At 65.7% G+C, this 24,263-nt stretch carries 21 protein-coding genes; 15 read left to right on the top strand and 6 right to left on the bottom strand.

Annotated features, from left to right (window positions below; all coding sequences use genetic code 11):
• Both ACIP0B_RS22675 and ACIP0B_RS22680 read right to left on the bottom strand, forming a co-directional pair.
• The coding region (locus ACIP0B_RS22675) for an inorganic phosphate transporter (RefSeq protein WP_400836187.1) at positions 1-1,346 on the bottom strand (1,346 nt) is incomplete at its 3' end.
• A 375-nt stretch (positions 1,347-1,721) separates the two neighbouring features.
• On the bottom strand, positions 1,722-1,922 hold the full coding sequence (locus tag ACIP0B_RS22680; RefSeq protein WP_007986337.1) for a hypothetical protein: 201 nt from the start codon (positions 1,920-1,922) through the stop codon (positions 1,722-1,724).
• A gap of 640 nt (positions 1,923-2,562) precedes the next feature.
• On the opposite strand from ACIP0B_RS22680, the gene pcaR reads away from it, so the two are divergent.
• The 11 genes from pcaR (at position 2,563) to pcaC (ending at position 13,563) form a co-directional block, all read left to right on the top strand.
• Positions 2,563-3,405 carry a pca regulon transcriptional regulator PcaR gene (gene pcaR / locus ACIP0B_RS22685; RefSeq protein ID WP_400836189.1) on the top strand — a complete coding sequence of 281 codons (843 nt, stop codon included), beginning with the start codon at positions 2,563-2,565 and terminating at the stop codon, positions 3,403-3,405.
• A gap of 294 nt (positions 3,406-3,699) precedes the next feature.
• The gene (locus ACIP0B_RS22690; RefSeq protein WP_400836191.1) at positions 3,700-5,046 is read left to right on the top strand and encodes an MFS transporter; all 1,347 of its coding nucleotides are present in this window, start codon (positions 3,700-3,702) and stop codon (positions 5,044-5,046) included.
• Positions 5,047-5,302: 256 nt separating this feature from the next.
• Entirely contained in the window at positions 5,303-6,163 is an 861-nt protein-coding gene (locus ACIP0B_RS22695; RefSeq protein ID WP_400836193.1) for a CoA transferase subunit A, read from the top strand.
• Entirely contained in the window at positions 6,160-6,939 is a 780-nt protein-coding gene (locus ACIP0B_RS22700) for a CoA-transferase subunit beta (RefSeq protein WP_085581685.1), read from the top strand. Before ACIP0B_RS22695 ends, ACIP0B_RS22700 begins: the two co-directional genes overlap by 4 nt.
• The gene (gene pcaF / locus ACIP0B_RS22705; RefSeq protein ID WP_400836220.1) at positions 6,936-8,141 is read left to right on the top strand and encodes a 3-oxoadipyl-CoA thiolase; all 1,206 of its coding nucleotides are present in this window, start codon (positions 6,936-6,938) and stop codon (positions 8,139-8,141) included. The genes ACIP0B_RS22700 and pcaF overlap by 4 nt, the downstream gene beginning before the upstream one ends.
• 37 nt (positions 8,142-8,178) lie before the next feature.
• A complete protein-coding gene (pcaH, locus tag ACIP0B_RS22710) occupies positions 8,179-8,883 on the top strand; it encodes a protocatechuate 3,4-dioxygenase subunit beta (protein ID WP_400836195.1) in 705 nt (234 codons plus the stop codon).
• 1 nt (position 8,884) lies between these two features.
• Positions 8,885-9,451: a protocatechuate 3,4-dioxygenase subunit alpha gene (pcaG, locus tag ACIP0B_RS22715; protein ID WP_400836197.1), complete on the top strand. Its 567-nt coding sequence runs from the start codon at positions 8,885-8,887 to the stop codon at positions 9,449-9,451.
• A 199-nt stretch (positions 9,452-9,650) separates the two neighbouring features.
• Entirely contained in the window at positions 9,651-10,946 is a 1,296-nt protein-coding gene (locus ACIP0B_RS22720; protein WP_400836199.1) for an MFS family transporter, read from the top strand.
• 46 nt (positions 10,947-10,992) lie between these two features.
• A complete protein-coding gene (locus ACIP0B_RS22725) occupies positions 10,993-12,357 on the top strand; it encodes a 3-carboxy-cis,cis-muconate cycloisomerase (protein ID WP_400836201.1) in 1,365 nt (454 codons plus the stop codon).
• 11 nt (positions 12,358-12,368) lie between these two features.
• Positions 12,369-13,160, top strand: a complete 792-nt coding sequence (pcaD, locus tag ACIP0B_RS22730; protein ID WP_400836203.1) for a 3-oxoadipate enol-lactonase — start codon at positions 12,369-12,371, stop codon at positions 13,158-13,160.
• 10 nt (positions 13,161-13,170) lie between these two features.
• Positions 13,171-13,563, top strand: a complete 393-nt coding sequence (pcaC, locus tag ACIP0B_RS22735; protein ID WP_085581700.1) for a 4-carboxymuconolactone decarboxylase — start codon at positions 13,171-13,173, stop codon at positions 13,561-13,563.
• 294 nt (positions 13,564-13,857) lie between these two features.
• Here the strand turns inward: pcaC and ACIP0B_RS22740 are convergent, their stop codons facing one another.
• Both ACIP0B_RS22740 and ACIP0B_RS22745 read right to left on the bottom strand, forming a co-directional pair.
• Positions 13,858-14,664 carry a methyltransferase domain-containing protein gene (locus ACIP0B_RS22740; RefSeq protein ID WP_400836206.1) on the bottom strand — a complete coding sequence of 269 codons (807 nt, stop codon included), beginning with the start codon at positions 14,662-14,664 and terminating at the stop codon, positions 13,858-13,860.
• Between the two features lie 197 nt (positions 14,665-14,861).
• Positions 14,862-16,121, bottom strand: a complete 1,260-nt coding sequence (locus tag ACIP0B_RS22745; RefSeq protein WP_400836208.1) for an OprD family porin — start codon at positions 16,119-16,121, stop codon at positions 14,862-14,864.
• Positions 16,122-16,706: 585 nt separating this feature from the next.
• Here ACIP0B_RS22745 and ACIP0B_RS22750 point away from each other — a divergent pair.
• From ACIP0B_RS22750 to ACIP0B_RS22765, 4 genes are all read left to right on the top strand, one after another.
• A complete protein-coding gene (locus ACIP0B_RS22750; RefSeq protein ID WP_400836210.1) occupies positions 16,707-16,967 on the top strand; it encodes an Os1348 family RiPP precursor in 261 nt (86 codons plus the stop codon).
• A 98-nt stretch (positions 16,968-17,065) separates the two neighbouring features.
• The gene (locus ACIP0B_RS22755; protein WP_400836212.1) at positions 17,066-17,542 is read left to right on the top strand and encodes a GNAT family N-acetyltransferase; all 477 of its coding nucleotides are present in this window, start codon (positions 17,066-17,068) and stop codon (positions 17,540-17,542) included.
• A 192-nt stretch (positions 17,543-17,734) separates the two neighbouring features.
• Positions 17,735-18,718, top strand: a complete 984-nt coding sequence (locus tag ACIP0B_RS22760) for an aKG-HExxH-type peptide beta-hydroxylase (RefSeq protein WP_400836222.1) — start codon at positions 17,735-17,737, stop codon at positions 18,716-18,718.
• Positions 18,719-18,734: 16 nt separating this feature from the next.
• Positions 18,735-20,684, top strand: coding sequence for a DUF692 family multinuclear iron-containing protein (locus ACIP0B_RS22765; RefSeq protein ID WP_400836214.1), 1,950 nt, complete (start codon positions 18,735-18,737; stop codon positions 20,682-20,684).
• Positions 20,685-20,745: 61 nt separating this feature from the next.
• Here ACIP0B_RS22765 and emhC read toward each other — a convergent pair whose 3' ends face one another.
• Both emhC and emhB read right to left on the bottom strand, forming a co-directional pair.
• Complete coding sequence (gene emhC / locus ACIP0B_RS22770) at positions 20,746-22,206, bottom strand: efflux RND transporter outer membrane subunit EmhC (protein WP_400836216.1); 1,461 nt, start codon at positions 22,204-22,206, stop codon at positions 20,746-20,748.
• On the bottom strand, positions 22,203-24,263 hold a 2,061-nt coding region (emhB, locus tag ACIP0B_RS22775), incomplete at its 5' end, for an efflux RND transporter permease subunit EmhB (protein WP_400836218.1). The genes emhC and emhB, both read right to left, overlap by 4 nt.

The raw sequence follows: 24,263 nt of genomic DNA on the forward strand, positions 1-24,263 counted from the left end.
ACCATGGTGCCGGCCACGCCCGAGGACAGCACGTGGGTGGTCGACACCGGCAGGCTGAAGATGTTGGCCAGGCCGATCATGCTGGCGGCGGTGATCTGGGCCGACATGCCCTGGGCGTAGGTCATGCCTTGCTTGCCGATCTTCTCGCCGATGGTCAGCACCACGCGTTTCCAGCCGATCATGGTGCCCAGGCCCAGGGCCAGGGCGACCGCCAGAATCACCCAGAACGGGGCGTATTCGGTGGTGGTGGTCAGGTCCTTGCGCAGCTTGTCCAGGTCAGCCTTTTCGCGGGCCGGCAGGCCCGGCAGCTTGGCGACCTTCTTCGCGGTGTCGTCCAGGCAGAGCAGGTAGCGGCGCACTTCGATGCGGCTTTCCGACGGCAGCGAATGGTAGTCCGCCACGCCTTTGAGGGTGTGGAGCAGGGCGGCGATGGTCGGTTCGGTCTGTTGCGGGTTGCAACGGAATTTCTCCGGCAGGTCGCCTTCCACGCTCTTGCCCAGGGCCAGGAACTCGCCGAGGGAGTCGGCGTTGCGCTGGTAGAACTGGCTCAGGTGCAGGGTGGCGTCGCGGGTGCGCTCGATCTGGTAGGTGGTGCTGTTCAGGTCGAGCACGAACTGCGCCGGGACGATGCCGATCAGTACCAGCATGATCAGGCCGATGCCTTTCTGGCCGTCGTTGGAGCCGTGCACGAAACTCATGGCCATGGCCGACATCACCAGCACCAGGCGGTTCCAGAACGGCGGGTGCTTCTTGTCGTCGATCTTGCGGCGCTGTTCCGGCGTCTTGTGCATCTTCGACAGCGGGCGCCACCATTTCAGGCCGATCAGCACCAGGGCCGCGACCAGGAAACCGGCCATCGGCGAGAACACCAGCGAGGCGGCGATGTCGACCGCCTTCTGCCAGTTCACCCCGTCCGCCAGCGGAATGTCGTTGATCAGGGCATTGGCCAGGCCGACGCCGAGGATCGAACCGATCAGGGTGTGGGAGCTGGAGGCCGGGATACCGAAGTACCAGGTGCCCAGGTTCCAGGCGATGGCGGCGGCGAGCAGCGAGAACACCATGGCCAGGCCGTGGCCGGTGTTGACGTTGATCAGCAGTTCCACCGGCAGCAGGTGGACGATGGCATACGCCACGCCGACCCCGCCCAGCAGCACGCCGAGGAAGTTGAACACCCCCGAGAAGAACACCGCCAGGTGCGGCGGCATCGCTTTGGTGTAGATCACAGTGGCTACCGCGTTGGCGGTGTCATGAAATCCATTGATGAACTCGAAGGCGAGGACAAATGTCAGGGCGAGCAAGAGGCTCACAAGCACCCAGGCATCCAGTCCGCTGAATAAATCGATCATGAAGGTTTTCTGGCCCGGTCATAAGGGGGCGCGATTATGCCAGAAAAGACCGGAAATCGATCCCCTACCTGCTCATCGGTAACATTCTTCAACGAATTAATTTGTATCGGGCGGCAAAGTCCGAGCGTTTTGCAGGGTTTTGCAAGCGCTTGATTTGGTTGGGGAAATGACTGGACGGCAAGCGTCTGGCCCAAGGCCTAGAGGCCTCGAACGCTTGTGTGAAATATCTCTGAAACGGGTCAGACACGCCATTTCCGCTGTAGGACGGAGCGGAGTGGCCGCTGCCCGCGGGTAGCGGGCGCGCAAGGCATCGTCGTGGCACCGCGCTTGTAACCGGTGTCGACGCAAACCCTTGGACAAGTCAATGCCAGAGGCTCATGGCTCTTCGGCTTTGAGTTCCTTTTCCATTTTCTGCAGTTCTTGCTGGAAGACCTGATCCTGAACGGTGGCGCGTTTGCGCCAGGGTTTGCGTTCCGGTTCGGGCTGGGCGGCGTAGGTGGTGACTTCCCCGCCGTAAACTTCCTTGTAACGTTGTTCCTGGCGCTCAAGTTCCGCGCGCAGTTCGTCTTTCGTCACAGTGCTACCTGTTTGAGTTGAGATAAATGTCTGGTGAAACGCACAGCAACGAATCACTCGGGCGAGTCCGCCGTGGGCAACCGGCCTGAACAGGCGACGGTGTTATCGGCAGAACGCTCGGGACTTCCATGTTGCAGGCGGCTACGGCACCAGATTAAAACTGACGCAGCATCAGTTTCCGGGTTCAGCGAGCGCGCTGGCGGTGTATGGGTAACGGGCATCAGGCGCTGGCCGGGGCCGACGGCGATGGACATCGCGTCGGCGGGTGACGCGTCGGCAACTAAAGGCGCGGCGTCACTGAGTTGCATTATAGCCGCCGATTCGGGATTGACTATCTTCGGCAAGTTAAAAACGGTTGCGCAGGCATGATTGTTTTGTGACTGACATTTTTTATCGGTAGTTGTCGCGGCGATGGCCTGCGATGTGATTTTGGCGTCATTAGGCCGAACAACTAAGGCCCGTACTCAACGAGCGTTCCAAGTTCAAGGCGAGCGCTGCGGCCGGTCAGGAGCGTGCGGAGGGCGATTGCGATTATCGGTCGCCGGTTCGATAATCGCCCAACATTGAAGACCCGCCGCTTGTGCATCGGCCAGCGAGCCGCTTGTATGGCCGTTGACCCGCAGAATAAAGAGAACCGGACATGAACGATCAAATGCGCAACTCCTTCACCTCGGTGGCACCGCCGATCGTCGCCTCGCCGGCCAAGCGCATCCAGGCCCTGACCGGCGATCCGGACTTCATGACGTCCCTGGCCCGGGGCCTGGCGGTGGTGCAGGCGTTCCAGGAGCGCAAGCGCCACCTGACCATCGCCCAGATCAGCCACCGCACGGAAATTCCCCGGGCCGCCGTGCGCCGCTGCCTGCACACGCTGATCAAGCTCGGCTACGCCACCACCGACGGCCGCACCTATTCGCTGCTGCCCAAGGTGCTGACCCTCGGCCACGCCTATCTGTCCTCGACGCCGCTGGCGGTTTCGGCCCAGCCCTACCTCGACCGCATGAGCGAGCAACTGCACGAGGCCTGCAACATGGCCACGCTGGAAGGCGACGACATCCTCTACATCGCCCGGTCGGCCACCACCCAGCGGCTGATTTCGGTGGACCTGTCGGTGGGCGGGCGGCTGCCGGCGTACTGCACCTCCATGGGCCGGATCCTCCTGGCGGCGCTGGACGACACGTCGCTGCGCGAATACCTCGACCACGCGGAGCTGGTGGCCAAGACCAGCCGCACGCTGCACACCCCCGAAACCCTGCTCGAATGCCTGCAAGAGGTGCGGCGCCAGGGCTGGTGCATCGTCGACCAGGAACTGGAGCAGGGCCTGCGTTCGATCGCGGTGCCGGTGTACGACGCCTCGGGCCAGGTGGTGGCGGCGCTCAACGTCAGCACCCACGCGGGGCGCGTCAGCCGCACCGAGCTTGAGCAGCGCTTCCTGCCCGGCCTGCTGAGCGCCAGCCGCGACCTCAGTGCGCAATTGTTCGCCTGAGGAAGCTGTTCGATAAACGCACAGAGTTGCGTTTATCGAATTGACGCTCATTCCCCCGGATCATTAATGTCGCGGCAGCGTCATCCGGCACCGGCCACCTCCGGCCGGCCGGTGACGCCTCTGATAATAATGACAAGAGGCAACCTCCCCATGCGCACGTTCCCCGACTGTCGCCGTTCCCGCCCGTGTTGCCGGGCCTGACCCAACGCTCCGATTCCAGCCTTCTATTCTCATGACCGTGCCGCTCTTCGGCCGGCCTCCGTTCGACTGCGTTTTTTGCGTGGAATAAAAACAATGAACCAGCCTCAGTCCGCTGTGGGGCACTGCCTCGACGTGCAGTCCTTCATCAATGCCCAACCGATCTCGCGCTATCAGTGGCGGGTGGTGATCCTGTGTTTCCTGATCGTGTTCCTCGATGGCCTCGACACGGCGGCCATGGGCTTCATCGCCCCGGCCCTGTCCCAGGACTGGGGCATCGACCGCGCCAGCCTGGGCCCGGTGATGAGCGCCGCGCTGATCGGCATGGTGTTCGGCGCCCTGGGTTCGGGCCCTTTGGCCGACCGTTTCGGGCGCAAGGTCGTGCTGGTGGGGGCGGTGGTGCTGTTCGGCGCCTTCAGCCTGGCGTCGGCCTACAGCACCAACGTCGAGCAGTTGCTGGTGCTGCGCTTCCTCACCGGCCTGGGGCTGGGGGCGGGCATGCCGAACGCCACCACGCTGCTGTCCGAATACACCCCGGAGCGCAAGAAGTCGCTGCTGGTGACCAGCATGTTCTGCGGCTTCAACCTCGGCATGGCCGGCGGCGGGTTCATTTCGGCCAAGCTGATCCCGGCGTTCGGCTGGCACAGCCTGCTGCTGATCGGCGGGATCCTGCCGCTGGTCCTCGCGCTGGTGCTGATGGCCTGGCTGCCGGAGTCGGCGCGGTATCTGGTGGTGCGCAACCGCGGCACCGACAAGGTGCGCAAGGCCCTGGCGCCGATCGACCCGGCCCTGGTCGCCCAGGCGTCGGGCTTCAGCGTGCCGGAGCAGAAGACCGTCAAGGCGCGCAACGTGTTCGCGGTGATCTTCTCCGGCACCTACAGCACCGGCACGCTGCTGCTGTGGCTGACCTATTTCATGGGCCTGGTGATCGTGTACCTGCTCACCAGTTGGCTGCCGACCCTGATGCGCGACAGCGGCGCGAGCATGGAGCAGGCCGCGTTCATCGGCGCGCTGTTCCAGTTCGGCGGGGTGCTGAGCGCGGTGGCCGTCGGCTGGGCGATGGACCGGTTCAATCCGCACAAGGTCATCGGCACGTTCTACCTGCTGGCCGGGGTGTTCGCCTACGCGGTGGGACAGAGCCTGGGCCACATCACGCTGCTGGCGACCCTGGTGCTGGTGGCCGGCATGTGCGTGAACGGCGCGCAATCGGCGATGCCGTCGCTGGCGGCGCGGTTCTACCCGACCCAGGGGCGGGCGACCGGGGTGTCGTGGATGCTGGGGATCGGCCGGTTCGGCGCGATTCTCGGGGCGTGGATGGGCGCGACGCTGCTGGGGCTGGGCTGGAACTTCGAGCAGGTGCTGACGGCGCTGGTGATTCCGGCGGCGCTGGCCACCACGGCGGTGCTGATCAAGGGCGTGGTCAGCCACGCGGATGCGACTTGAGTCAGGACTGAATGGTCCGGGCCTTCGCGAGCAGGCTCGCTCCTACAGAGAAAAGCGTTCTCCTGTGGGAGCGAGCCTGCTCGCGATGCTTTTTGGCGGAGATTGTTAGGTAGATAACAATCTGTTCGATAAACGAACACTCACTCGATTATCGGATTGTTTGGCGTTTTTCACGGGCTTAATCTTCAGTGACTCCGGCGCCGAACCTCGCGCCTTTTTATCACTGGCGATTCACTACAGAACGGGAGCCAGCTCCATGGCCGAGATCCTTTCGCTGCACGACGCGGTGAAGCAATTCATCAACGATGGCGACACCGTCGCGCTCGAAGGCTTCACCCACCTGATCCCGACGGCGGCGGGTCATGAAATCATCCGGCAGGGCAAGAAAGACCTGACCCTGGTGCGGATGACGCCTGACCTGATCTACGACCAACTGATCGGTGCCGGTTGCGCCCGCAAGCTGATCTTTTCCTGGGGCGGCAACCCTGGCGTGGGTTCGCTGCACCGCCTGCGCGACGCGGTCGAGAAGCAGTGGCCGCACGCGATGGAAATCGAAGAGCACAGCCACGCCGACCTGGCCAACGCCTACGTGGCCGGCGCGTCCGGCCTGCCGTTCGCGGTGCTGCGCGCCTACGCCGGCTCCGACCTGCCGAAGGTCAACCCGCTGATCAAGAGCGTGACCTGCCCGTTCACCGGTGAAGTGCTGGCGGCGGTGCCGTCGGTGCGCCCGGACGTGACCGTGATCCACGCGCAGAAGGCCGACCGCAAGGGCAACGTGCTGCTGTGGGGGATCCTCGGGGTGCAGAAGGAAGCGGCGTTGGCGGCCAAGCGCTGCATCGTCACTGTCGAGGAAATCGTCGATGACCTCCAGGCGCCGATGAACGCCTGCGTCCTGCCGACCTGGGCCCTGAGCGCGGTCTGCCATGTGCCGGGCGGCGCGCACCCGTCCTACGCCCACGGGTACACCGAGCGCGACAACCGTTTCTACCAGGCGTGGGATCCGATTGCCCGCGACCGTGGGACGTTTACCGCGTGGATTGACGAATACATCCATGGCTGCGCTGACTTCGGCGCGTTCCAGGCCAAGTTGGCCGCGGCTTCGGAGGCCCAGCAATGACTTACACCACCAATGAAATGATGACCGTGGCCGCGGCCCGTCGCCTGAAGAACGGCTCGGTGTGCTTCGTCGGCATCGGCCTGCCGTCGAAAGCCGCCAACCTGGCGCGCCTGACGTCGTCGCCGGACGTGGTGCTGATCTACGAATCCGGCCCGATCGGCGCCAAGCCGAGCGTGCTGCCGCTGTCCATCGGCGACGGCGAGCTGGCGGAGACCGCCGACACGGTGGTGCCGACCGGCGAGATCTTCCGCTACTGGCTGCAGGGCGGGCGCATCGACGTCGGCTTCCTCGGCGCGGCCCAGGTCGACCGCTTCGGCAACATCAACACCACGGTGGTCGGTGACTACCACCAGCCGAAAGTGCGCCTGCCGGGTGCCGGCGGTGCGCCGGAAATCGCCGGCTCCGCCAAGAGCGTGCTGATCATCCTTAAACAGTCGGCGCGCTCGTTTGTCGACAAGCTCGACTTCATCACCTCGGTCGGCCACGGCGAAGGCGGCGATTCGCGCCAGCGCCTGGGGCTGCCGGGCGCCGGGCCGGTGGGCATCATCACCGACCTGTGCATCATGGAGCCGGAGGCGGGCACCCACGAGTTCGTGGTGACCGCGCTGCATCCGGGCGTGACCCGCGAGCAGGTGAGCGCCGCCACCGGCTGGCCGATCCGTTTCGCCGAACAGGTGGCCACCACCGCCGAACCGACCGCCGTCGAGCTGACCGCCCTGCGCGACCTGGAAGCCCGAACCGCTGCGGCCCACGGCCAAGCCCCGGGAGAAGCCTGATGCGCGACGTGTATATCTGCGATGCGATCCGCACCCCCATCGGCCGGTTCGGCGGCGGTCTGTCCGCCGTGCGCGCCGACGACCTGGCCGCCGTGCCGATCAAGGCCCTGATGGAACGCAACCCGTCGGTGGACTGGACGGCGCTGGACGAGGTGTTCCTCGGCTGCGCCAACCAGGCCGGCGAGGACAACCGCAATGTGGCGCGCATGGCGCTGTTGCTGGCGGGGCTGCCGGACAGCGTGCCGGGGGTGACCCTCAACCGCCTCTGCGCCTCCGGCATGGACGCCATCGGCACCGCGTTCCGCGCCATCGCCAGCGGCGAGATGGAACTGGCCATCGCCGGCGGCGTCGAGTCGATGTCCCGCGCGCCGTTCGTGATGGGCAAGGCCGACGCGGCGTTCTCGCGCAACCTGAAACTGGAGGACACCACCATCGGCTGGCGCTTCATCAACCCGCTGATGAAAGCCCAGTACGGCGTGGACGCGATGCCGCAGACCGCCGACAACGTGGCCGACGACTATAAGGTGTCCCGCGCCGACCAGGACGCGTTCGCCCTGCGCAGCCAGCAGCGCACCGCGGCGGCCCAGGCTGCCGGTTACTTCGCCGAAGAGATCGTCGAGGTGCGGATCGCCCACAAGAAGGGCGAAACCGTGGTCAGCGAGGACGAGCATCCCCGCGCCGACACCACCCTTGAGGCCCTGGCCAAACTGAAACCGGTCAACGGCCCGGACAAGACCGTCACCGCCGGCAACGCCTCGGGCGTCAACGACGGTGCGGCGGCCCTGATCCTGGCTTCGGCCGAGGCGGTGAAAAAGCACGGCCTGACCGCCCGCGCCAAGGTGCTGGGCATGGCCAGCGCCGGGGTCGCGCCGAGGGTGATGGGCATCGGCCCGGTGCCGGCGGTGCGCAAGCTCACCGAACGCCTGGGGCTGGCGGTCAGCGATTTCGATGTGATCGAGCTCAACGAAGCGTTCGCCAGCCAGGGCCTGGCGGTGCTGCGCGAACTGGGGCTGGCGGACGACGCGCCGCAGGTCAACCCGAACGGCGGCGCGATCGCCCTCGGTCATCCGCTGGGCATGAGCGGCGCCCGGCTGGTGCTGACGGCGCTGCATCAGCTGGAGAAGAGCGGCGGCAAGAAAGGTCTGGCGACCATGTGCGTCGGCGTCGGCCAGGGTCTGGCCCTGGCCATCGAACGCGTCTGACCCTGCGCCCTGACGAACAAGAACCGAGGAAAGCGAAATGACTGACAAGCCTGGCTACCGCCGTCCGCAGGAAGGCACCCAGCCGCCGTACCTGCATCCGACCTATCAATCCACCAACCTGCGTGCGCCGTCCAAGCCGTTGGTGTTCCTGCCGCATTCGCTGTCGGAGATCACCGGCCCGACCATCGGCGCCGAGCGGGTCGGCGACAACGATCACGACCTGACCGCGCAGCACGCCGGCGAGCCGCTGGGCGAGCGGATCATCATTCACGGCCGCGTGCTGGACGAAGACGGCCTGCCGGTGCCGGGCATCCTGGTGGAGATCTGGCAGGCCAACGCCGCCGGCCGCTACCACCATGCCCGCGACCTGCACGACGCGCCGCTGGACCCGAACTTCACCGGCACCGGCCGCACCGTGACCGACGCCGACGGCCGCTACGAGTTCCAGACCATCAAGCCCGGCGCGTATCCGTGGGGCAACCACCACAACGCCTGGCGCCCGGCGCACGTGCATTTCTCGCTGTTCGGGCCGAGCATCCTCACGCGCCTGGTCACCCAGATGTATTTCCCCGGCGACCCGCTGCTGGCCTACGACCCGATCTACAACTGCGTGCCGGACACGAGCGCCAAGGAACGCCTGATCGCCGCATTCGATCTGGAAAAAACCATTCCGTCCTACGCCCTCGCTTACCGCTGGGACATCGTGCTGCGCGGCCGCGAAGCCACGCCGATGGAGAAATGAGATGACCCTGACCGCGACCACGTCCCACACCGTCGGGCCGTACTACCACATCGGCCTGACCTGGCTGAACCGCGAGCAACTCGCCGACGAACTCGCCCTGGGCGAACGCGTGGCGATCACCGGGCAAGTCGTCGACGGCAACGGCGACACCGTCAACGACGCCATGCTCGAAGTCTGGCAGGCCAACGCCGCCGGCAAGTACGCCCACCCGGAGGACGAGCAGGACAAGCCGCTGGACCCGCACTTCGAAGGCTTCGGCCGGGTGCCGGTGGACGCCGAAGGGCGCTTCCGCTTCACCACCATCAAGCCGGGCACCGTCGAAGGCCTCAAGGGCACGACCCAGGCGCCGCACCTGGTGGTGCTGGTGTTCGCCCGTGGCCTGGTCAAGCACCTGCTGACCCGGATCTACTTCGAAGGCGATCCGGCGAACGTGAGCGATCCGCTGCTCGAATGCGTGCCGGCCGAACGCCGCACGACGTTGCTGGCCAAGCAGGACGCGACCGGCACCTATCAGTGGAACGTGATCCTGCAGGGCCGCGAGGCGGAGACGGTGTTCTTCGACTATTGAGCGCACGCCGTCCTGTGGTGAGGGAGCTGGCTCCCGCTGGCTCGCGAAGCGAGCCCGAATGAAGGCGACTGCTGCGCAGTCGAGCGGGAGCGAGCTCCCTCGCCACAGGGTTGGGCACTGTCTTTGCGGATGTATGTGTGGAACGGGACTGTTACGAAGTATGTCTAGACTTTCACCTGTCCCTTCAGAGTAAACAACAATGACAACATTGACCTCCCTCTACACGGGCGAAGAGCGCAGCAAGCGCATCTTCGCCATTGTCGGCGCATCGTCCGGCAACCTCGTCGAATGGTTCGACTTCTATGTCTACGCCTTCTGCGCGATCTATTTCGCCCCGGCGTTCTTTCCCTCCGACAACCCGACGGTGCAACTGGTCAACACGGCCGGCGTGTTCGCCGCCGGCTTCCTGATGCGGCCCATCGGCGGCTGGATCTTCGGCCGCGTGGCGGACAAGCACGGGCGCAAGAACTCGATGATGATCTCGGTGCTGATGATGTGCTTCGGCTCGCTGCTCATCGCCTGCCTGCCCACCTACAGCAGCATCGGCGTCTGGGCGCCGGTGCTGCTGCTGTTCGCCCGCCTGCTGCAAGGCCTGTCGGTGGGCGGCGAGTACGGCACCACCGCCACCTACATGAGCGAAGTGGCGCTCAAGGGCCAGCGCGGGTTCTTCGCCTCGTTCCAGTACGTGACCCTGATCGGCGGGCAACTGCTGGCGGTGCTGCTGGTGGTGATCCTGCAGCAGTTCCTCAGCGAAGAGGAGCTGCGCGCCTACGGCTGGCGGATCCCGTTCGTGGTCGGCGCGGCGGCGGCGCTGATCTCGCTGTTCCTGCGCCGTTCCCTGAAGGAAACCACCAGCAAGGAGGGCCGCGAGAACAAAGACGCCGGCAGCCTCCGCGCGCTGTTCCGCGACCACAAGGCCGCGTTCATCACCGTGCTCGGCTACACCGCCGGCGGTTCGCTGATCTTCTACACCTTCACCACCTACATGCAGAAGTACCTGGTGAACACCGCCGGCATGCACGCCAAGACCGCCAGCTACATCATGACCGGCGCGCTCTTCCTTTATATGTGCATGCAGCCGCTGTTCGGCATGCTGGCCGACAAGATCGGCCGGCGCAGCTCGATGCTCTGGTTCGGCGCCCTCGGCACGCTGTTCACGGTGCCGATCCTGCTGAGCCTGAAAAGCGTCACCAGTCCGTTCCTGGCCTTCGTGCTGATCACCGTGGCGCTGTCGATCGTCAGTTTCTACACCTCGATCAGCGGCCTGGTGAAAGCCGAAATGTTCCCGCCGGAAGTCCGCGCCCTCGGCGTCGGCCTGGCTTACGCGGTGGCCAATGCGATCTTCGGCGGTTCGGCCGAGTACGTCGCCCTGAGCCTGAAGTCGGCGGGCATGGAAACCTCGTTCTACTGGTACGTCACGGTGATGATGGCGGTGGCGTTCCTGTTCAGCCTGCGCCTGCCGAAACAGGCGGCGTACCTGCACCACGATCTCTGACACCCTAAGCGCGGGCCCCTGCGGCCCGCGCCGGCAAGGACTGTTTATGACGCAACGACCGGGCAATCAATTGTTCGATGCCTACTTCACCGCCCGCGACATGCGCGAGGTGTTCTGCGACCGCGGCCGGGTGCAGGCGATGCTGGACGTCGAGGCCGCGCTGGCCAGGGCCCAGGCGCGGGTCGGGGTGATTCCGGCCAGCGCCGTGCCGGCCATCGAAGCCGCGTGCCGCGCGGATCTGTACGATTTTTCGGCGCTGGGCGAGGCGATCGCCAGCGCCGGCAACTCGGCGATTCCGCTGGTCAAGGCGCTGGGCAAGCGGATCGCCGCGACGGACGCCGAGGCCGAGCGTCATGTGCACCTGGGCGCCACCAGCCAGGACGTGATGGACTCCGGGCTGGTGCTGCAACTGCGCCAAGCCCTGGCGCTGATCGAAGGCGACCTGGCGCAACTGGCCGATGCGTTGGCCGCGCAAGCGCAGCGCCACGCCGCGACGCCGCTGGCCGGGCGCACCTGGCTGCAGCACGCCACGCCGGTCACGCTGGGCATGAAGATCGCCGGCTGCCTCGGCGCCGTGACCCGCAGCCGCCAGCGCCTGCGTGAACTCAAGCCGCGTCTGTTGACGCTGCAGTTCGGCGGCGCCTCCGGCACCCTCGCGGCGCTGGGCGAGCAGGCGCTGCCGGTCGCCCGGGCGCTGGCCGAGGAACTGCAACTGACGCTGCCCGAACAGCCCTGGCACACCCAGCGCGACCGCATCGTCGAGTTCGGCGCCGTGCTCGGCTTGATCGCCGGCAGCCTGGGCAAGCTCGGCCGCGACATCAGCCTGCTGATGCAGACCGAAGCCGCCGAAGTGTTCGAGCCGTCGGCGCCGGGCAAGGGCGGTTCCTCGACCATGCCGCACAAGCGCAACCCGGTGGGGGCGGCGGTGCTGATCGGCGCCGCGACGCGGGTGCCGGGGCTGGTCTCGACGCTGTTCAGCGCCATGCCCCAGGAGCACGAGCGCAGCCTGGGGCTGTGGCACGCCGAATGGGAAACCCTGCCGGAGATCTGCTGCCTGGTGTCCGGCGCGCTGCAACAGGCGCGGCTGCTGGCGGACGGCCTGGAAGTCGATGCCGAGCGCATGGGCCGCAATCTCGAACTGACCCAAGGGCTGGTGCTGGCCGAAGCGGTGAGCATCGTCCTGTCGCAACGGGTCGGCCGCGATGCTGCCCATCATCTGCTGGAACAGTGCTGCAAGCGGGCGGTGGCCGAACGGCGCCACCTGCGCGCCGTGCTCGGCGACGAGCCCGAAATCACCGCCCGGCTGAGCGGCGCGGAACTGGATCACCTGCTGGATCCCGCCCATTACCTCGGCCAGGCACGCGTCTGGGTCGAGCGGGCGGTGGCCGAACATCACGCGTTGTCTGTCTGAAGGAGAGAGCTGTGGCTTTCGTACCACTCGCCGATGGCGAACTGCATTACCAGATTGAAGGCCCGGTCGATGCGCCGGTGCTGGTGCTGTCCAACTCGCTGGGCACCGACCTGCACATGTGGGACGTGCAGATGCCGGCGTTCACCCGGCATTTGCGCGTGCTGCGCTTCGACACCCGCGGCCACGGCCGCTCGCTGGTGACCCCGGGGCCGTACAGCATCGAACAGCTGGGCCGCGACGTGCTGGCGCTGCTCGACGCGCTGCACATCGAGCGCGCGCACTTCTGCGGGCTGTCGATGGGCGGACTGATCGGCCAGTGGCTGGGGATCAACGCCGGCCAGCGGCTGAACAAGCTGATCGTCTGCAATACGGCGGCGAAGATCGGCGATCCGTCGGTGTGGGATCCGCGCATCGAAACCGTGCTGCGCGACGGCCCGGCGGCGATGGTCGCCCTGCGCGATGCGTCCATCGCCCGTTGGTTCACCCCGGACTTTTCGGCGGCCAACCCGGCGGTCGTGAAGCAGATCACCGACATGCTTGCGGCCACGTCACCCGAGGGCTACGCGGCCAACTGCGCGGCGGTGCGCGATGCCGATTTCCGTGACCGGTTGGGCGAGATCAAGGTGCCGCTGCTGGTGATCGCCGGCAGCGACGACGCGGTGACGCCACCGTCCGGCGGGCATTACATCCAGGCGCGTGTGCAGGGCGCCGAGTACGCCGAGTTCCATGCTGCGCACCTGTCCAACGTCCAGGCCGGCGACGCGTTCAGCGACCGGGTGCTGGCGTTCCTGAAGGCCGATTGAGGAAGACACCGTGGACGAGAAGCAACGTTACGACGACGGCATGCAGGTGCGCCGCGCGGTGCTGGGCGATGCCCACGTCGACCGCAGCCTGAACGCCCTGACCGAGTTCAACGCCGAGTTCCAGGAGATGATCACCCGCCACGCCTGGGGCGACATCTGGACCCGTCCGGGCCTGCCGCGCCACACCCGCAGCCTGATCACCATCGCCATGCTGATCGGCATGAACCGCGAGGGCGAACTCAAGCTGCACCTGCGCGCCGCCGCCAACAACGGCGTGAGCCGGGGCGAGATCAAGGAAGTGATCATGCAGAGCGCGATCTACTGCGGGATCCCGGCGGCCAATGCGACGTTCCACCTGGCGGAGTCGGTGTGGGATGAGCTGGGGGTCGAATCCCGCGGTTGAGCGGTGTCTGGGCTGACGCCATCGCCAGCAGGCTGGCTCCCACAGGGGATCGCGGGTGAATGTTGGGTCTGTGGTCACCGCAACCAATGTGGGAGCGAGCCTGCTCCGGGCGGCGATCCGACGATGACGGCGGCACATCCGGCCTCGATGGCACAGACCGACCGCCATCGCCAGCAGGCTGGTTCCCACAGGGAATCTCGGGTGAATACAGGGTCTGAGGTCACCGCAGAACCCTGTGGGAGCCAGCCTGCTGGCGATGACGTCAGTCCAGGCGCAGCCTTCTGCAAAGGGCACTCAAACCCTGGCGACGATGAACACCCGCTTGAACGGAAACAGCGTCAGCCCGTCGTCCTCCGGCGGGTAGTGCGCATGCAGCCGCAGCAGGTAGTGGTAGATGAACCGCGCCTGCTCCCCGGCGTCCAGCCCTTGCAGCACCGGCCGCAGCGCCGAGACCTTGACCCAGTCGTAGACCGGCGACTGGCCTTGGACCGTCTGCAGCTGTTCGGTTTCCCAGATGTCCAGCGAACGGGTCAGCGGCGCCAGCAGGCGGTAGTAGTCTTCCAGCGACAGCAGCGGCCGCGCCGCCATGCGCTGGCGCAACTGCGCCGAGCCCAACGGTTTGCCGCCGGGGCCGGCGTCGTCGAGGGTGTCGAGCATCAGCCGGTACCACAGGGCATCGCGCCAGTTCGGCATGTGCGCCGCCAGGCAGCCGCCGGGGTTGAGCAGGCCCAGCAGGCGCGGCAGCAAGTGTTCGTGGCCATCGAGAAAGTGCAGCACCGCCGCCGCGAACAACAGATCCGCGGGCCGGTCGGGTCGCCAGTGCAGCAGGTCGCATTGCTGCCAGTGCGCCTGGATCGGCAGGCGCCTTGCCTCGTCGAGCATCTGCTCGGAGCTGTCGATGCCGCACAGGTGCGCGCGGGGCCAGCGCCGGGCGAGCAATCGGGTGGCGATGCCGGTGCCGCAGCCCAGGTCGTAGATGCATTCGGGATTTTTCAGTGTGATGCGGCTGAGCAGTTCGTTGACCGGCCTTTGCCGGTGCAGCGCAAACCGCTGGTAAGCCTTGGCGTCCCAGTCGGGCGTTGCGTCGAGTCGGGCGACCATGAGGATGTCCTCCGGTGATCGGTGGTGTCTTCCGATGACAGCCTGGCTCGAACTTCAACAGATAACGGAAGCGGTAGAGGGTAGTCACCTGAGTCTTTCAGGTGCCCTCACTTTACTGGATCCCGGACGCCGCGCAGGGCGTTCTGACGGATGGCGCCGACCAATGGGAAGCGGGGCGGGCCCGCTCCCGCAAGGGGTCACAGCAGGCTGATCGGGTAGCTGACGATCAGGCGGTTCTCGTCGAACGCGTTGTTGCTGTAGTCCCGGCGCATGGTCGAGTTGCGCCAGCGCACGCTCAGGTCCTTGAGCGTGCCGCTCTGCACGGTGTAGCCCAGCTCCGACTCGCGGCCCCATTCCTTGCCGTCGGAGGTGGTGGCGGTGTGCACGTTGTCGCCTTTGATGTAGCGGTTCATCAGGGTCAGGCCGGGGACGCCGAGGGCGGCGAAGTTGTAGTCGTGGCGCACCTGCCAGGAGCGTTCCTGGGCGTTGTCGTAGCTTGAGTTGTAGCTGTCGTTGGCCAGGGTGCCGCCGCTGGTGCCGTTGACCCGCATCCAGGCGCTGTCGCCGGTGAGCTTCTGCAGGCCGACGTAGAAGGTGCTGGCGCCGTACCTCGCGGAAAACAGGCCCGACCAGGTCTTGTTGTCGAGGTCGCCGGCCCGGGCGCTGCCGTCGTCCTTGCCGTAGAAGAAACCGAGGTTGGCCCCCAGCGTCCAGTCGCCCAGCGGTTGGCTGTGGATCAGGTTGACGTACTGCTGGCGGTAGATGTCCTTGAGCTGGGCGTTCCACACGCCGATCTGGGTGCGCTTGCCGTTGAAGACGTACTCGCCGCCCTGGAAGTTGAAGCGGTCGGAGGTGAACGCCGGTTTGCCGGTCATCGACAGGTCGCCCATGCTGCTGTCGTCGCGGGGGCTGTTGGCGCGGAACTGGCCGCCGTAGAGGGTCAGGCCGTCGATTTCCTTCGAGGTGAGCTGACCGCCGCGAAAGGTCTGCGGCAGCGAGCGACCGTCGTCCGAACGCAGGATCGGCAGCACCGGCATCCATTCGCCGACCTTGATTTCGGTCTGCGACAGCCGGGCCTTGAACGCGACGTTGGTGCGGCCGAAGGTGTCCGCCGGGCGGCCGTCATGGTCCAGCGGCAGCAGTTGCGTACCGCCGGTGCCCTTGCCGCCGTCGAGCTTCACCGAGTACAGCCCCAGCACGTCCAGGCCGAAGCCGACGGTGCCTTGGGTGAAGCCGGACTTGGCGTCGAGGATGAAGTTCTGCGTCCATTCCTCGGCCTTGCCCTGGGCCTTGGTCGGGTCGGTGAAGTTGCGGTTGATGTAGAAGTTGCGCAGGTTCAGGTTGACCTTGGCCCCCTCGGCGAAGCCCGGCTCTTCGGCCGCGGCGGGCAGGGCCGTGCCGGCCAGGGTCAAGGCGATCAGGCCGGGGAGTGCGTAAGGCACAGCGGAACGTGTCATGGGCTCGGGTCTCTCTGATTGTTGGGGATGAGGCAGGGCGCCGCCGCAACCTTGGGTTGCAGACAAAAAAAGCGGTTGTCATGGCGGAGGGGCGGATCAGCCCGAGCGGGGAGGGTGCGTCGTCATGGGAGTGAACCTGTTTTTATTGGTTTTGTCGGTGCGGGCAATGGTGAAGGGGATCGGCGCGGGGATTCAATCGGGGTGAACCGGGTTGTGGGCGATTATCGAACGCTAATCGGCGGCGGTTCCGTTTGCCTGTCGGCCGCCATTCCCAATCAAATCCCGTGCTTATGTTGCTTGTTCGCTCATTGTTTTTTTGCCGCTGAATTAATGGCAGAGTTTGAATTGTTTATCTCTTTGGTAGTAGGAAAGTTCTTACAGTAAATATGGCAATTAAAGGTGTCTGGACAATCGCCGGATAAACTTAATATTTGGTGTTGTCGCTTATCGTGAAAAGATTTAATGATATCCGTGCTTGTAACTGGCAAAGGAAAGAGGCGTTGCTATATTCAGGATTCCCGGAGGAGGCAGGGAGTTAAATGTTTCGCCCGGGATGTTTATTTATTGATGACAAGGAGAGAAAGCATGTCTGCAAAAGTGAATCAGGAACGTCTCGCGACAGTGGTGGGTCGTGCCCTTATTGATAAGGAGTTTGCGGAACAGTTGCACAAGGACGCCGAAGGCGCCGCCAAGAAAATCGGTGTGCATTTGAATGCCACCGAACTCACGGCGGTGAAGAACATCGACTCCGCCAAACTGGTGAGCGCAGGGGCGGGCATTCGCGACAAGCTGGGCACTGCCGCGATCTTTGACCAGCAACAGCAGGTCCAGGCGCGGATGGACTGACGCCCGGGGGCCGTTTGGCGCGCTCCGGAGCGGCGATCCGGTTCCGAAGCACGCCAAACGGCCTGATCGAAAGCGCTTGGACAAGGAGTGAGCCGCTCATGCCTGTCACCTTGGTTCCCATGGACGATGCGGATTTTACGGTGTTCACCGAACGGGCGGTGGAGGAGTACGCCCAGGGCATGGCCGCTTCGGGAGAGTGGAGCGTGCAAGAGGCGCCGCAGCGCTCAAGCGCAGCGTTCACGCAGCTGCTCGAACACGGGCGGCAGACCGCCGGCCACCGGCTCTGGGTGATCAAGGACGGGGAACGGCGCATCGGCGAACTGTGGATCGCCCAACGGCATGTCGGCACCCGGTCGATCGCCTTCATCCTGGATGTCTACATCGAGCCCGGCGAGCGCCGTCATGGCTATGCCCGGCAATCGATGCTGGCCGCCGAGGACTGGGCGCGCCGGCACGGGTGCGAAGAAATGCGCCTGCACGTGTTCGGCCGCAATGCGCCGGCCCGTCGTCTTTATGAACAATTGGGGTATGACATCGCCAGCCTGAGCATGGCGAAGCCATTGCCGCCTGCCTGAAAGGATGGTTGATAAATGGATATTGCACACCACGGCCAACTTGATTCGGCTGTCGATGAACTGTTCAAGGACACTACCTTTCTTCCGGATACCGATATGTCCCGGTTTGAAACTTTGCTGGAGCATGTCAGCCGAAACCGCTTTACGACATTCACTGTTTTATATGCTGAGCTATACAAGTTGTTTGCCGAGGTGGAGCGGTTGTCGGACTTCTTTGATCAGGCCGTTGAACTTATCGTACTGCCGAAGCGTGAACAGTATCCGATCGTCAATGATCCGGTGTTTCAGATCTGGGTCGGCCAGGCGTTCCGTGACACCAACCATCTATTGACCGGGAGGGTCGAAGGCACGGCGGAACTGGAAAAGACAGTGTCCGGATTCACCGACATGTTGAGCCGGGTCAAGGTTAGGCACTCGTCGAGCGTTTTGCCGGAGGATCCGCCGGTTTACCGGTTCGATGCCGACCCGTTGATCATGCAGGCCACGCCGCCCAGCTACGAGTTCCCGGAGGACGACGCGGCCCGCAAGCGCCTGGAGCGCGGCGTCTTTTCCAGCCGGTTCTTTGCCGACGTGGTGAAGATCGCCCTGCTGCGGATCGAACACACCTGGCCGGACTGCCGGGAACAGATCAGGCATCTGGTCAAATCCATCTGCTTCCTGCCCGACGGCACCTTCCGCAGCTGCTCGGCCTCGCGCTACACCGGGGTGGTCCTGCTGGCGAGCCGGGACGAGTCGATCCTCGACCTGGAGGAATCGCTGGTGCACGAGGCCACCCATCAGTTGCTCTACCACGTCGTCGAAGTGGCCCCGGTGGTCGAGCCGGACGCTTCGCAGGAGGCCACGTTCAGCCTGCCGTGGTCGGGGCAGAAGCGTGACCTGTACGGCTACTTCCACGCGTTCTACGTGTACATCGCGCTGGTCAAGTACATGGAGCGGGTGCGTTCGCGCTCCGCCGAGGAGCTCAAGCGCGCGCAGAACCGCATGCTGTTCATCGTGCGCGGACTGATCCGGGCCTTGCCGGACCTGGAAGGCAGCCCCGACTTCACCCGTCACGGGCGCCAGTTGCTGGACAACCTGGCGGCGGAAGTGCGGGCCATGGAAAGCCGCCACGCCGGACTGCTCGCCATCACCGCCCCGTTGTCCGCCGCGCTGCCGGTGCTGGGCGCCACCGCTTGACGCCAGGGAGGCGACCATGACGCTATTCGATGCTTCGCGGTTTCCCGAGGCAGGGGTGGGGCTGGAGTACCACTTGCCCAAGCGGCAGGATCCGGATCACGGCCTCGACCCGGTCCTTGAGCGGATCCTCGCCGAAGGGCTGCCGCATTTCGATTACCTGGAGTTCCAGCCGACCCACAGCATCCTGCAGCCGCGCCTGCTCGACGTCGGGGCGCAGACGCCGAGCCTGCTGCATTCCTCCAGCCTGTCGCTGGGCAGCGTGGGGATCGCGATGGACCGCGAGTTCCTGCGCATGACCCGGCGCCTGTGCGACGCCATCCGCTCGCCGTGGCTGGCCGAGCACATTTCCTGGTCGCGCTTCCATGGCGGCGACACCCAGCATTTCATCTTGCCGACCCTGGCCAAGGACGTGGCCGACACGGTGGTGGCCAATGCCCTTGAGCTGCAGGCGCTGACCGCCACGCCGCTGGTGCTGGAGAACGCGCCGCGCCTGTTTGCGCTGGCCGACGGGGCGGAACAGTCCGAAGGCGCGTTCATTTCGGATGTGGTGGCGCGCAGCGGCGCGGGGTTCCTGCTGGATCTGGACAGCGCCCTGGCCACGGCCCGGGCCCAGGGCTACGACTTCAAGGATTACCTGCGTTCGTTGCCGCTGGACCGGTTGATCGAAATCCACACCGGCCATCCGCGACGGGACTGGGATCTGCTCAAGGAGCTGTTTGCGCGGTCTCCGCTGCGGGCGGTCACGCTGGAGTGGGACATCGGCGACAAGGCCGAGGATGCGCAACTGCAGGCGCTGGTCCGCGATATCAGGCGCCTCAAGCCCAGGACGCTGTTCTGGCAGGGGCGGGAACGTCAGGCCGAGCCGCCGATGCCATCCCCGGAACCCGGCGATTTGCTCAAGCTTCGGGACAGCGTGTGGTTCAGCGTCGCCGTCTCGACGTTCCATCTGCATGACCGGCGCACGGGCCTGAGCCTGGAGTTCGGCCTGGCCCTGCTGCCGCTGCTGAACCACTTCATGACGCCGCAGACGCTGGAGAGCGCCCTGATGCTGCCGGGCGTGCTGCACGGCCCGGCGCAGGACAACAGCCTGGCGTTCCTCGGCGCCCTGGTGAGCCAAGGCATCGTGCAGCCGGTGGGGCGCCTGGCGGACTCGGGGCGCAGGCAGGCGCACCGGCTGTGGTCGCGCTGGGAAGCGGCGCTGGAGTTCTACCTGAGCACCCGCACGGGGTTGCAGACGCCGTACGTCAGCGTCGTCGAGCTGGAAGCCGAGCTGGAGCAGAAAGCCTCGCAGCAACGCCAGCCTTCGTCCTTCAAGGACTATCACTCGCACCCGTTCGTCCCCCTGGAAAACCCGCTGCTGGTGCCCGGCGAGGCCATCGCCGACGCCACGCTGCTGAATCCGCTGTGCGCCCGGCGCACGGCCCGGACCTTCAGCGGCCAGCCGCTGACCCCGACGCAGCTGTCCCTGCTGCTGTATTACAGCTGGGGGATGACGGCGATGGAGCCGAACGGCATGGGGGACTACTTCCTCAAGAAGACCTCGCCTTCCGGCGGTTCGCTGCACGTCACCGAGGTGTACGCGGTGCTGATGAATGTGCAGGGGTTCGAGCGCGGGCTGTACCACTACTCGGTGCGCCGGCACGGGCTGGAGCTGATTTCGCGGGAGGATCCGCGCACCTGGATCAGCGAGGCCTGTGGCGGGCAGCCGTGGGTGAAGGATGCGGCGGCGGTGTTCGTGTCCACCGCAAGGGTCGAGCGGCTGGCCTGGAAGTACGAGTTCAGCCGGGCGCTCAGGGTGGCGCTGATGGACGCCGGGCACCTGAGCCAGACGTTTTCACTGGTGGCCACGGCCCTGAACCTGGGCTGCTTCACCACCGCCGCGTTGCGCGATGAGATGTTCGAGAACCGTCTGGGGCTCGACTACCTGGAGGAACCGGTGTTCCTGCTCAACGGCGTGGGCGGCTGACACAAGTCCCAGGCAGCAAAAAGCCCACCGATTGGTGGGCTTTTCGTTTATCGCGGCGCGGTCAGAACAGCTTCATCTTCGGCGCTTCTTCCTTGAGCGGCTCGTTCTGCGCGGTCTGCGCATTCCAGCCGCCGCCCAGGGCCTTGTACAGGTTGACCGCACTGGTCAACTGCGCGAGGCGGTCGGTGATCAGCGCCTGCTGCGCGCTGAACAGCTGACGCTGGGCGTCGAGGAAGGTCAGGTTGCTGTCGACGCCGATGCGGTAGCGACGCTCGGCCAGGCGGTAGTAGTCCTGGTTGGCGGCGACGAAGTCGCGCTGGGCCTGCAGCTGCTCGGTGTAGGTCTGGCGGGCGGCCAGGCCGTCGGCGACTTCCTGGAAGGCCGTCTGGATGGACTTCTCGTAGTTCGCCACGCCGATGTCCTTCTGGATCTTGGCGGCGTCGAGGCTGGCGCGCAGGCTGCCGGCGTTGAAGATCGGCAGGTTGATCTGCGGCTGGAACAGCCAGGTGCCCGAACCGCCCTTGAACAGGCCGGACAGGTCCGGGCTCAGCGTACCCGCGTTGGCGGTCAGGCTGATGCTCGGGAAGAACGCCGCGCGGGCCGCGCCGATGTTGGCGTTGGCCGCCTTCAGGTTGTACTCGGCCTGAAGGATGTCCGGACGGCGTTGCAGCAGGTCCGACGGCAGGCCGGCCGGCACGTCGCTGAGCAGGTCATCCGACAGCGGACGGGCCGCCTGCAGGTTGGCCGGGATGCCGGTGCCGAGCAGCAGGGTCAGGCTGTTCTCGTCCTGGGCCACCTGGCGGGTGTAGCGGGCCAGTTGCGCACGGGCGTTTTCCACCGAGGTGCGCGACTGGGCCAGATCCAGCGCCGAGGCCACGCCGACCTCGTTGCTGCGGCTGGTCAGCTTGTAGCTTTCCTCGAAGGCGGCGAGCGTCTCCTGGGTCAGCTTGAGCAGTTCCTTGTCGGCCTGCCAGGTCAGGTAGGCGTTGGCCACGCTGGCCACCAGGCTGATCTGGGTGCTGCGGCGCGCCTCTTCGGTGGCGAAGTACTGCTGCAGCGCCTGTTCGCTCAGGCTGCGCACCCGGCCGAACAGGTCGAGTTCGTAGGCGCTGATGCCGACGGTGGCGGAGTAGGAGCTGCTGATGGACGCTTCGCCGGTCTGCGAGGCCCGGGCCGGGACGCGCTGGCGGCTGCCGCTGGCGTTGGCCGAGACCGCCGGGAACAGGTCGGCGCGCTGGATGCGGTACTGGGCCGCGTAGGCGTCGATGTTCAGCGCCGCGATGCGCAGGTCGCGGTTGTTCTCCAGCGAGACCTGGATCAGCTGCTGCAGGGCCGGGTCATGGAAAAACTGCTTCCAGCCCTGCTCGGCGGCGGCCTGAGCCGGCGCCTGGGCCGGCGAATACGCCGGGCCCTGCGGGTACTGGCCGGCAATCGGCGCTTCGGGTTGCTGATAGTCCGGTATCAGCGAGCAACCGCTCAGCACGAAGGCGGCGACTGCGATGGAGAGTAGCGACTTGCTCATTGGCCAGCCTCTTTAGGGGTTTCTGTGGCGTCATCCTTGCCGGCGTTTTTGCGCTGGCCCATGGACGACACGGTGACGAAGAACAGCGGTACCCAGAAGATCGCCAGGATCGTTGCGGTGAGCATACCGCCGATCACGCCGGTACCGATCGCATGTTGACTGCCGGAGCCGGCGCCGGTGGAGATCGCCAGCGGCACCACGCCGAGCACGAAGGCCAGCGACGTCATGATGATCGGCCGCAGACGCATGCGGCAGGCCTCGATGGCCGCGTCGCGCAGACTGCGCCCTTGCTCGTGCAGCTCCTTGGCGAACTCGACGATCAGAATGGCGTTTTTAGCCGCAAGACCGATGGTCGTCAACAGACCCACCTGGAAGTACACGTCGTTGGACAGGCCGCGCAGGCTGGTGGCCATCAGCGCACCGATGATCCCCAAAGGCACCACGAGCATGACGGCGATCGGGATCGACCAGCTCTCGTACAGCGCCGCCAGGCACAGGAACACCATCAGCAGCGACAGGGCGTACAGCGCCGGCGCCTGGGAACCCGACAGGCGTTCCTCGTACGACAGGCCGGTCCAGGAAATGCCCACGCCGGCCGGCAGTTTCTTGGCGATGGCTTCGACTTCGGCCATGGCTTCACCGGTGGAGTAGCCCGGCGCCGGGGCACCGAGGACTTCGATCGCTTCCACGCCGTTGTAGCGCGCCAGCTTCGGCGAACCGTAGATCCACTCGCCCTTGGCGAACGCGGAGAACGGAACCATGGTGCCGGCGGCGTTGCGCACGTACCACTTCTTCAGGTCTTCGGGGTTCATGCGCGAGTCGGGACGACCCTGCACGTACACCTTCTTCACCCGGCCGCGGTCGATGAAGTCGTTGACGTAGCTGGAGCCCAACGCGATCGACAGGGTGTTGTTGATGTCGGCGATGGTGATGCCCAGCGCGCTGGCCTTCTCGTCGTCGATCTCCAACTGGAACTGCGGCTCGTCGTTCAGGCCGTTCGGACGCACCTGGGTCAGCACCTTGCTCTGCGCCGCCATGCCGAGGAACTGGTTGCGCGCTTCCATCAGTTTTTCGTGGCCGATGCCGGCGCGGTCCTGCAGGAACACGTCGAAACCGGTGGCGTTGCCCAGCTCCAGCACCGCCGGCGGGGCGAAGGCGAACACCATCGCATCGCGGAAGGTGAAGAAGTGCTGCTGGGCGCGGGCGGCGAGCTTGAACACGCTGTTGTCGGCGTTACGTTCGTGCCACGGCTTGAGCATGATGAACGCCATGCCCGAGCTCTGGCCGCGGCCGGCGAAGTTGAAGCCGGTCACGGTGAACACCGACGCCACGGCGTCGCCTTCGCCGCCGTCCTTGCTCGGACGCAGCAGGAACTCACGCATTTCGTCCACCACCACCTGGGTGCGCTGGGCGGTCGAACCGGCCGGGGTCTGCACCTGGGCGAACAGGACGCCCTGGTCTTCTTCCGGCAGGAACGCGGTCGGGATGCGCGAGAACAGCCAGACCATGCCGACCACGATCAGCAGGTACGCCAGCAGGTACGGCGCCTTGCGCTGCAGGATGTTGCCGACGCCGCGCTCGTAGCTGCGCACGCCGCGGTCGAAGTTGCGGTTGAACCAGCCGAAGAAGCCTTTCTTCGGCGCGCCGTGCTCGCCGTGCGGAATCGCCTTGAGCATGGTGGCGCAGAGCGCCGGGGTGAAGATCAGGGCGACCATCACCGACAGGGCCATGGCCGAGACGATGGTGATCGAGAACTGCTTGTAGATCACGCCGGTGGAGCCGCTGAAGAACGCCATCGGCAGCAGTACCGCCGACAGCACCAGGGCGATGCCGACCAGGGCGCCCTGGATCTGGCCCATGGACTTCTTGGTCGCTTCCTTCGGTGACAGGCCTTCTTCGCTCATCACCCGCTCGACGTTCTCCACCACGACGATGGCGTCGTCCACCAGCAAGCCGATGGCCAGCACCATGCCGAACATGGTCAGGGTGTTGATGCTGAAGCCGGCGGCGGCGAGGATGCCGAACGTGCCGAGCAGCACCACCGGCACGGTCATCGT

Origin of the sequence: Pseudomonas sp. NPDC089534, assembly GCF_044749305.1 — a bacterium.
In the GTDB taxonomy this organism is placed as follows: domain Bacteria; phylum Pseudomonadota; class Gammaproteobacteria; order Pseudomonadales; family Pseudomonadaceae; genus Aquipseudomonas; species Aquipseudomonas ekonensis.

What these genes read in the sequence shown, in the direction of transcription:
- ACIP0B_RS22750 (WP_400836210.1), top strand. Translation starts at nt 16,707, where the DNA reads ATGTCTGCAAAAGTGAATCAGGAACGTCTCGCGACAGTGGTGGGTCGT.
- ACIP0B_RS22725 (WP_400836201.1), top strand. Translation starts at nt 10,993, where the DNA reads ATGACGCAACGACCGGGCAATCAATTGTTCGATGCCTACTTCACCGCC.
- ACIP0B_RS22720 (WP_400836199.1), top strand. Translation starts at nt 9,651, where the DNA reads ATGACAACATTGACCTCCCTCTACACGGGCGAAGAGCGCAGCAAGCGC.
- ACIP0B_RS22755 (WP_400836212.1), top strand. Translation starts at nt 17,066, where the DNA reads ATGCCTGTCACCTTGGTTCCCATGGACGATGCGGATTTTACGGTGTTC.
- ACIP0B_RS22740 (WP_400836206.1), bottom strand. Translation starts at nt 14,664, where the DNA reads ATGGTCGCCCGACTCGACGCAACGCCCGACTGGGACGCCAAGGCTTAC.
- pcaH (WP_400836195.1), top strand. Translation starts at nt 8,179, where the DNA reads ATGACTGACAAGCCTGGCTACCGCCGTCCGCAGGAAGGCACCCAGCCG.
- pcaR (WP_400836189.1), top strand. Translation starts at nt 2,563, where the DNA reads ATGAACGATCAAATGCGCAACTCCTTCACCTCGGTGGCACCGCCGATC.
- ACIP0B_RS22695 (WP_400836193.1), top strand. Translation starts at nt 5,303, where the DNA reads ATGGCCGAGATCCTTTCGCTGCACGACGCGGTGAAGCAATTCATCAAC.
- ACIP0B_RS22745 (WP_400836208.1), bottom strand. Translation starts at nt 16,121, where the DNA reads ATGACACGTTCCGCTGTGCCTTACGCACTCCCCGGCCTGATCGCCTTG.
- emhC (WP_400836216.1), bottom strand. Translation starts at nt 22,206, where the DNA reads ATGAGCAAGTCGCTACTCTCCATCGCAGTCGCCGCCTTCGTGCTGAGC.
- ACIP0B_RS22690 (WP_400836191.1), top strand. Translation starts at nt 3,700, where the DNA reads ATGAACCAGCCTCAGTCCGCTGTGGGGCACTGCCTCGACGTGCAGTCC.
- pcaG (WP_400836197.1), top strand. Translation starts at nt 8,885, where the DNA reads ATGACCCTGACCGCGACCACGTCCCACACCGTCGGGCCGTACTACCAC.
- ACIP0B_RS22700 (WP_085581685.1), top strand. Translation starts at nt 6,160, where the DNA reads ATGACTTACACCACCAATGAAATGATGACCGTGGCCGCGGCCCGTCGC.
- ACIP0B_RS22765 (WP_400836214.1), top strand. Translation starts at nt 18,735, where the DNA reads ATGACGCTATTCGATGCTTCGCGGTTTCCCGAGGCAGGGGTGGGGCTG.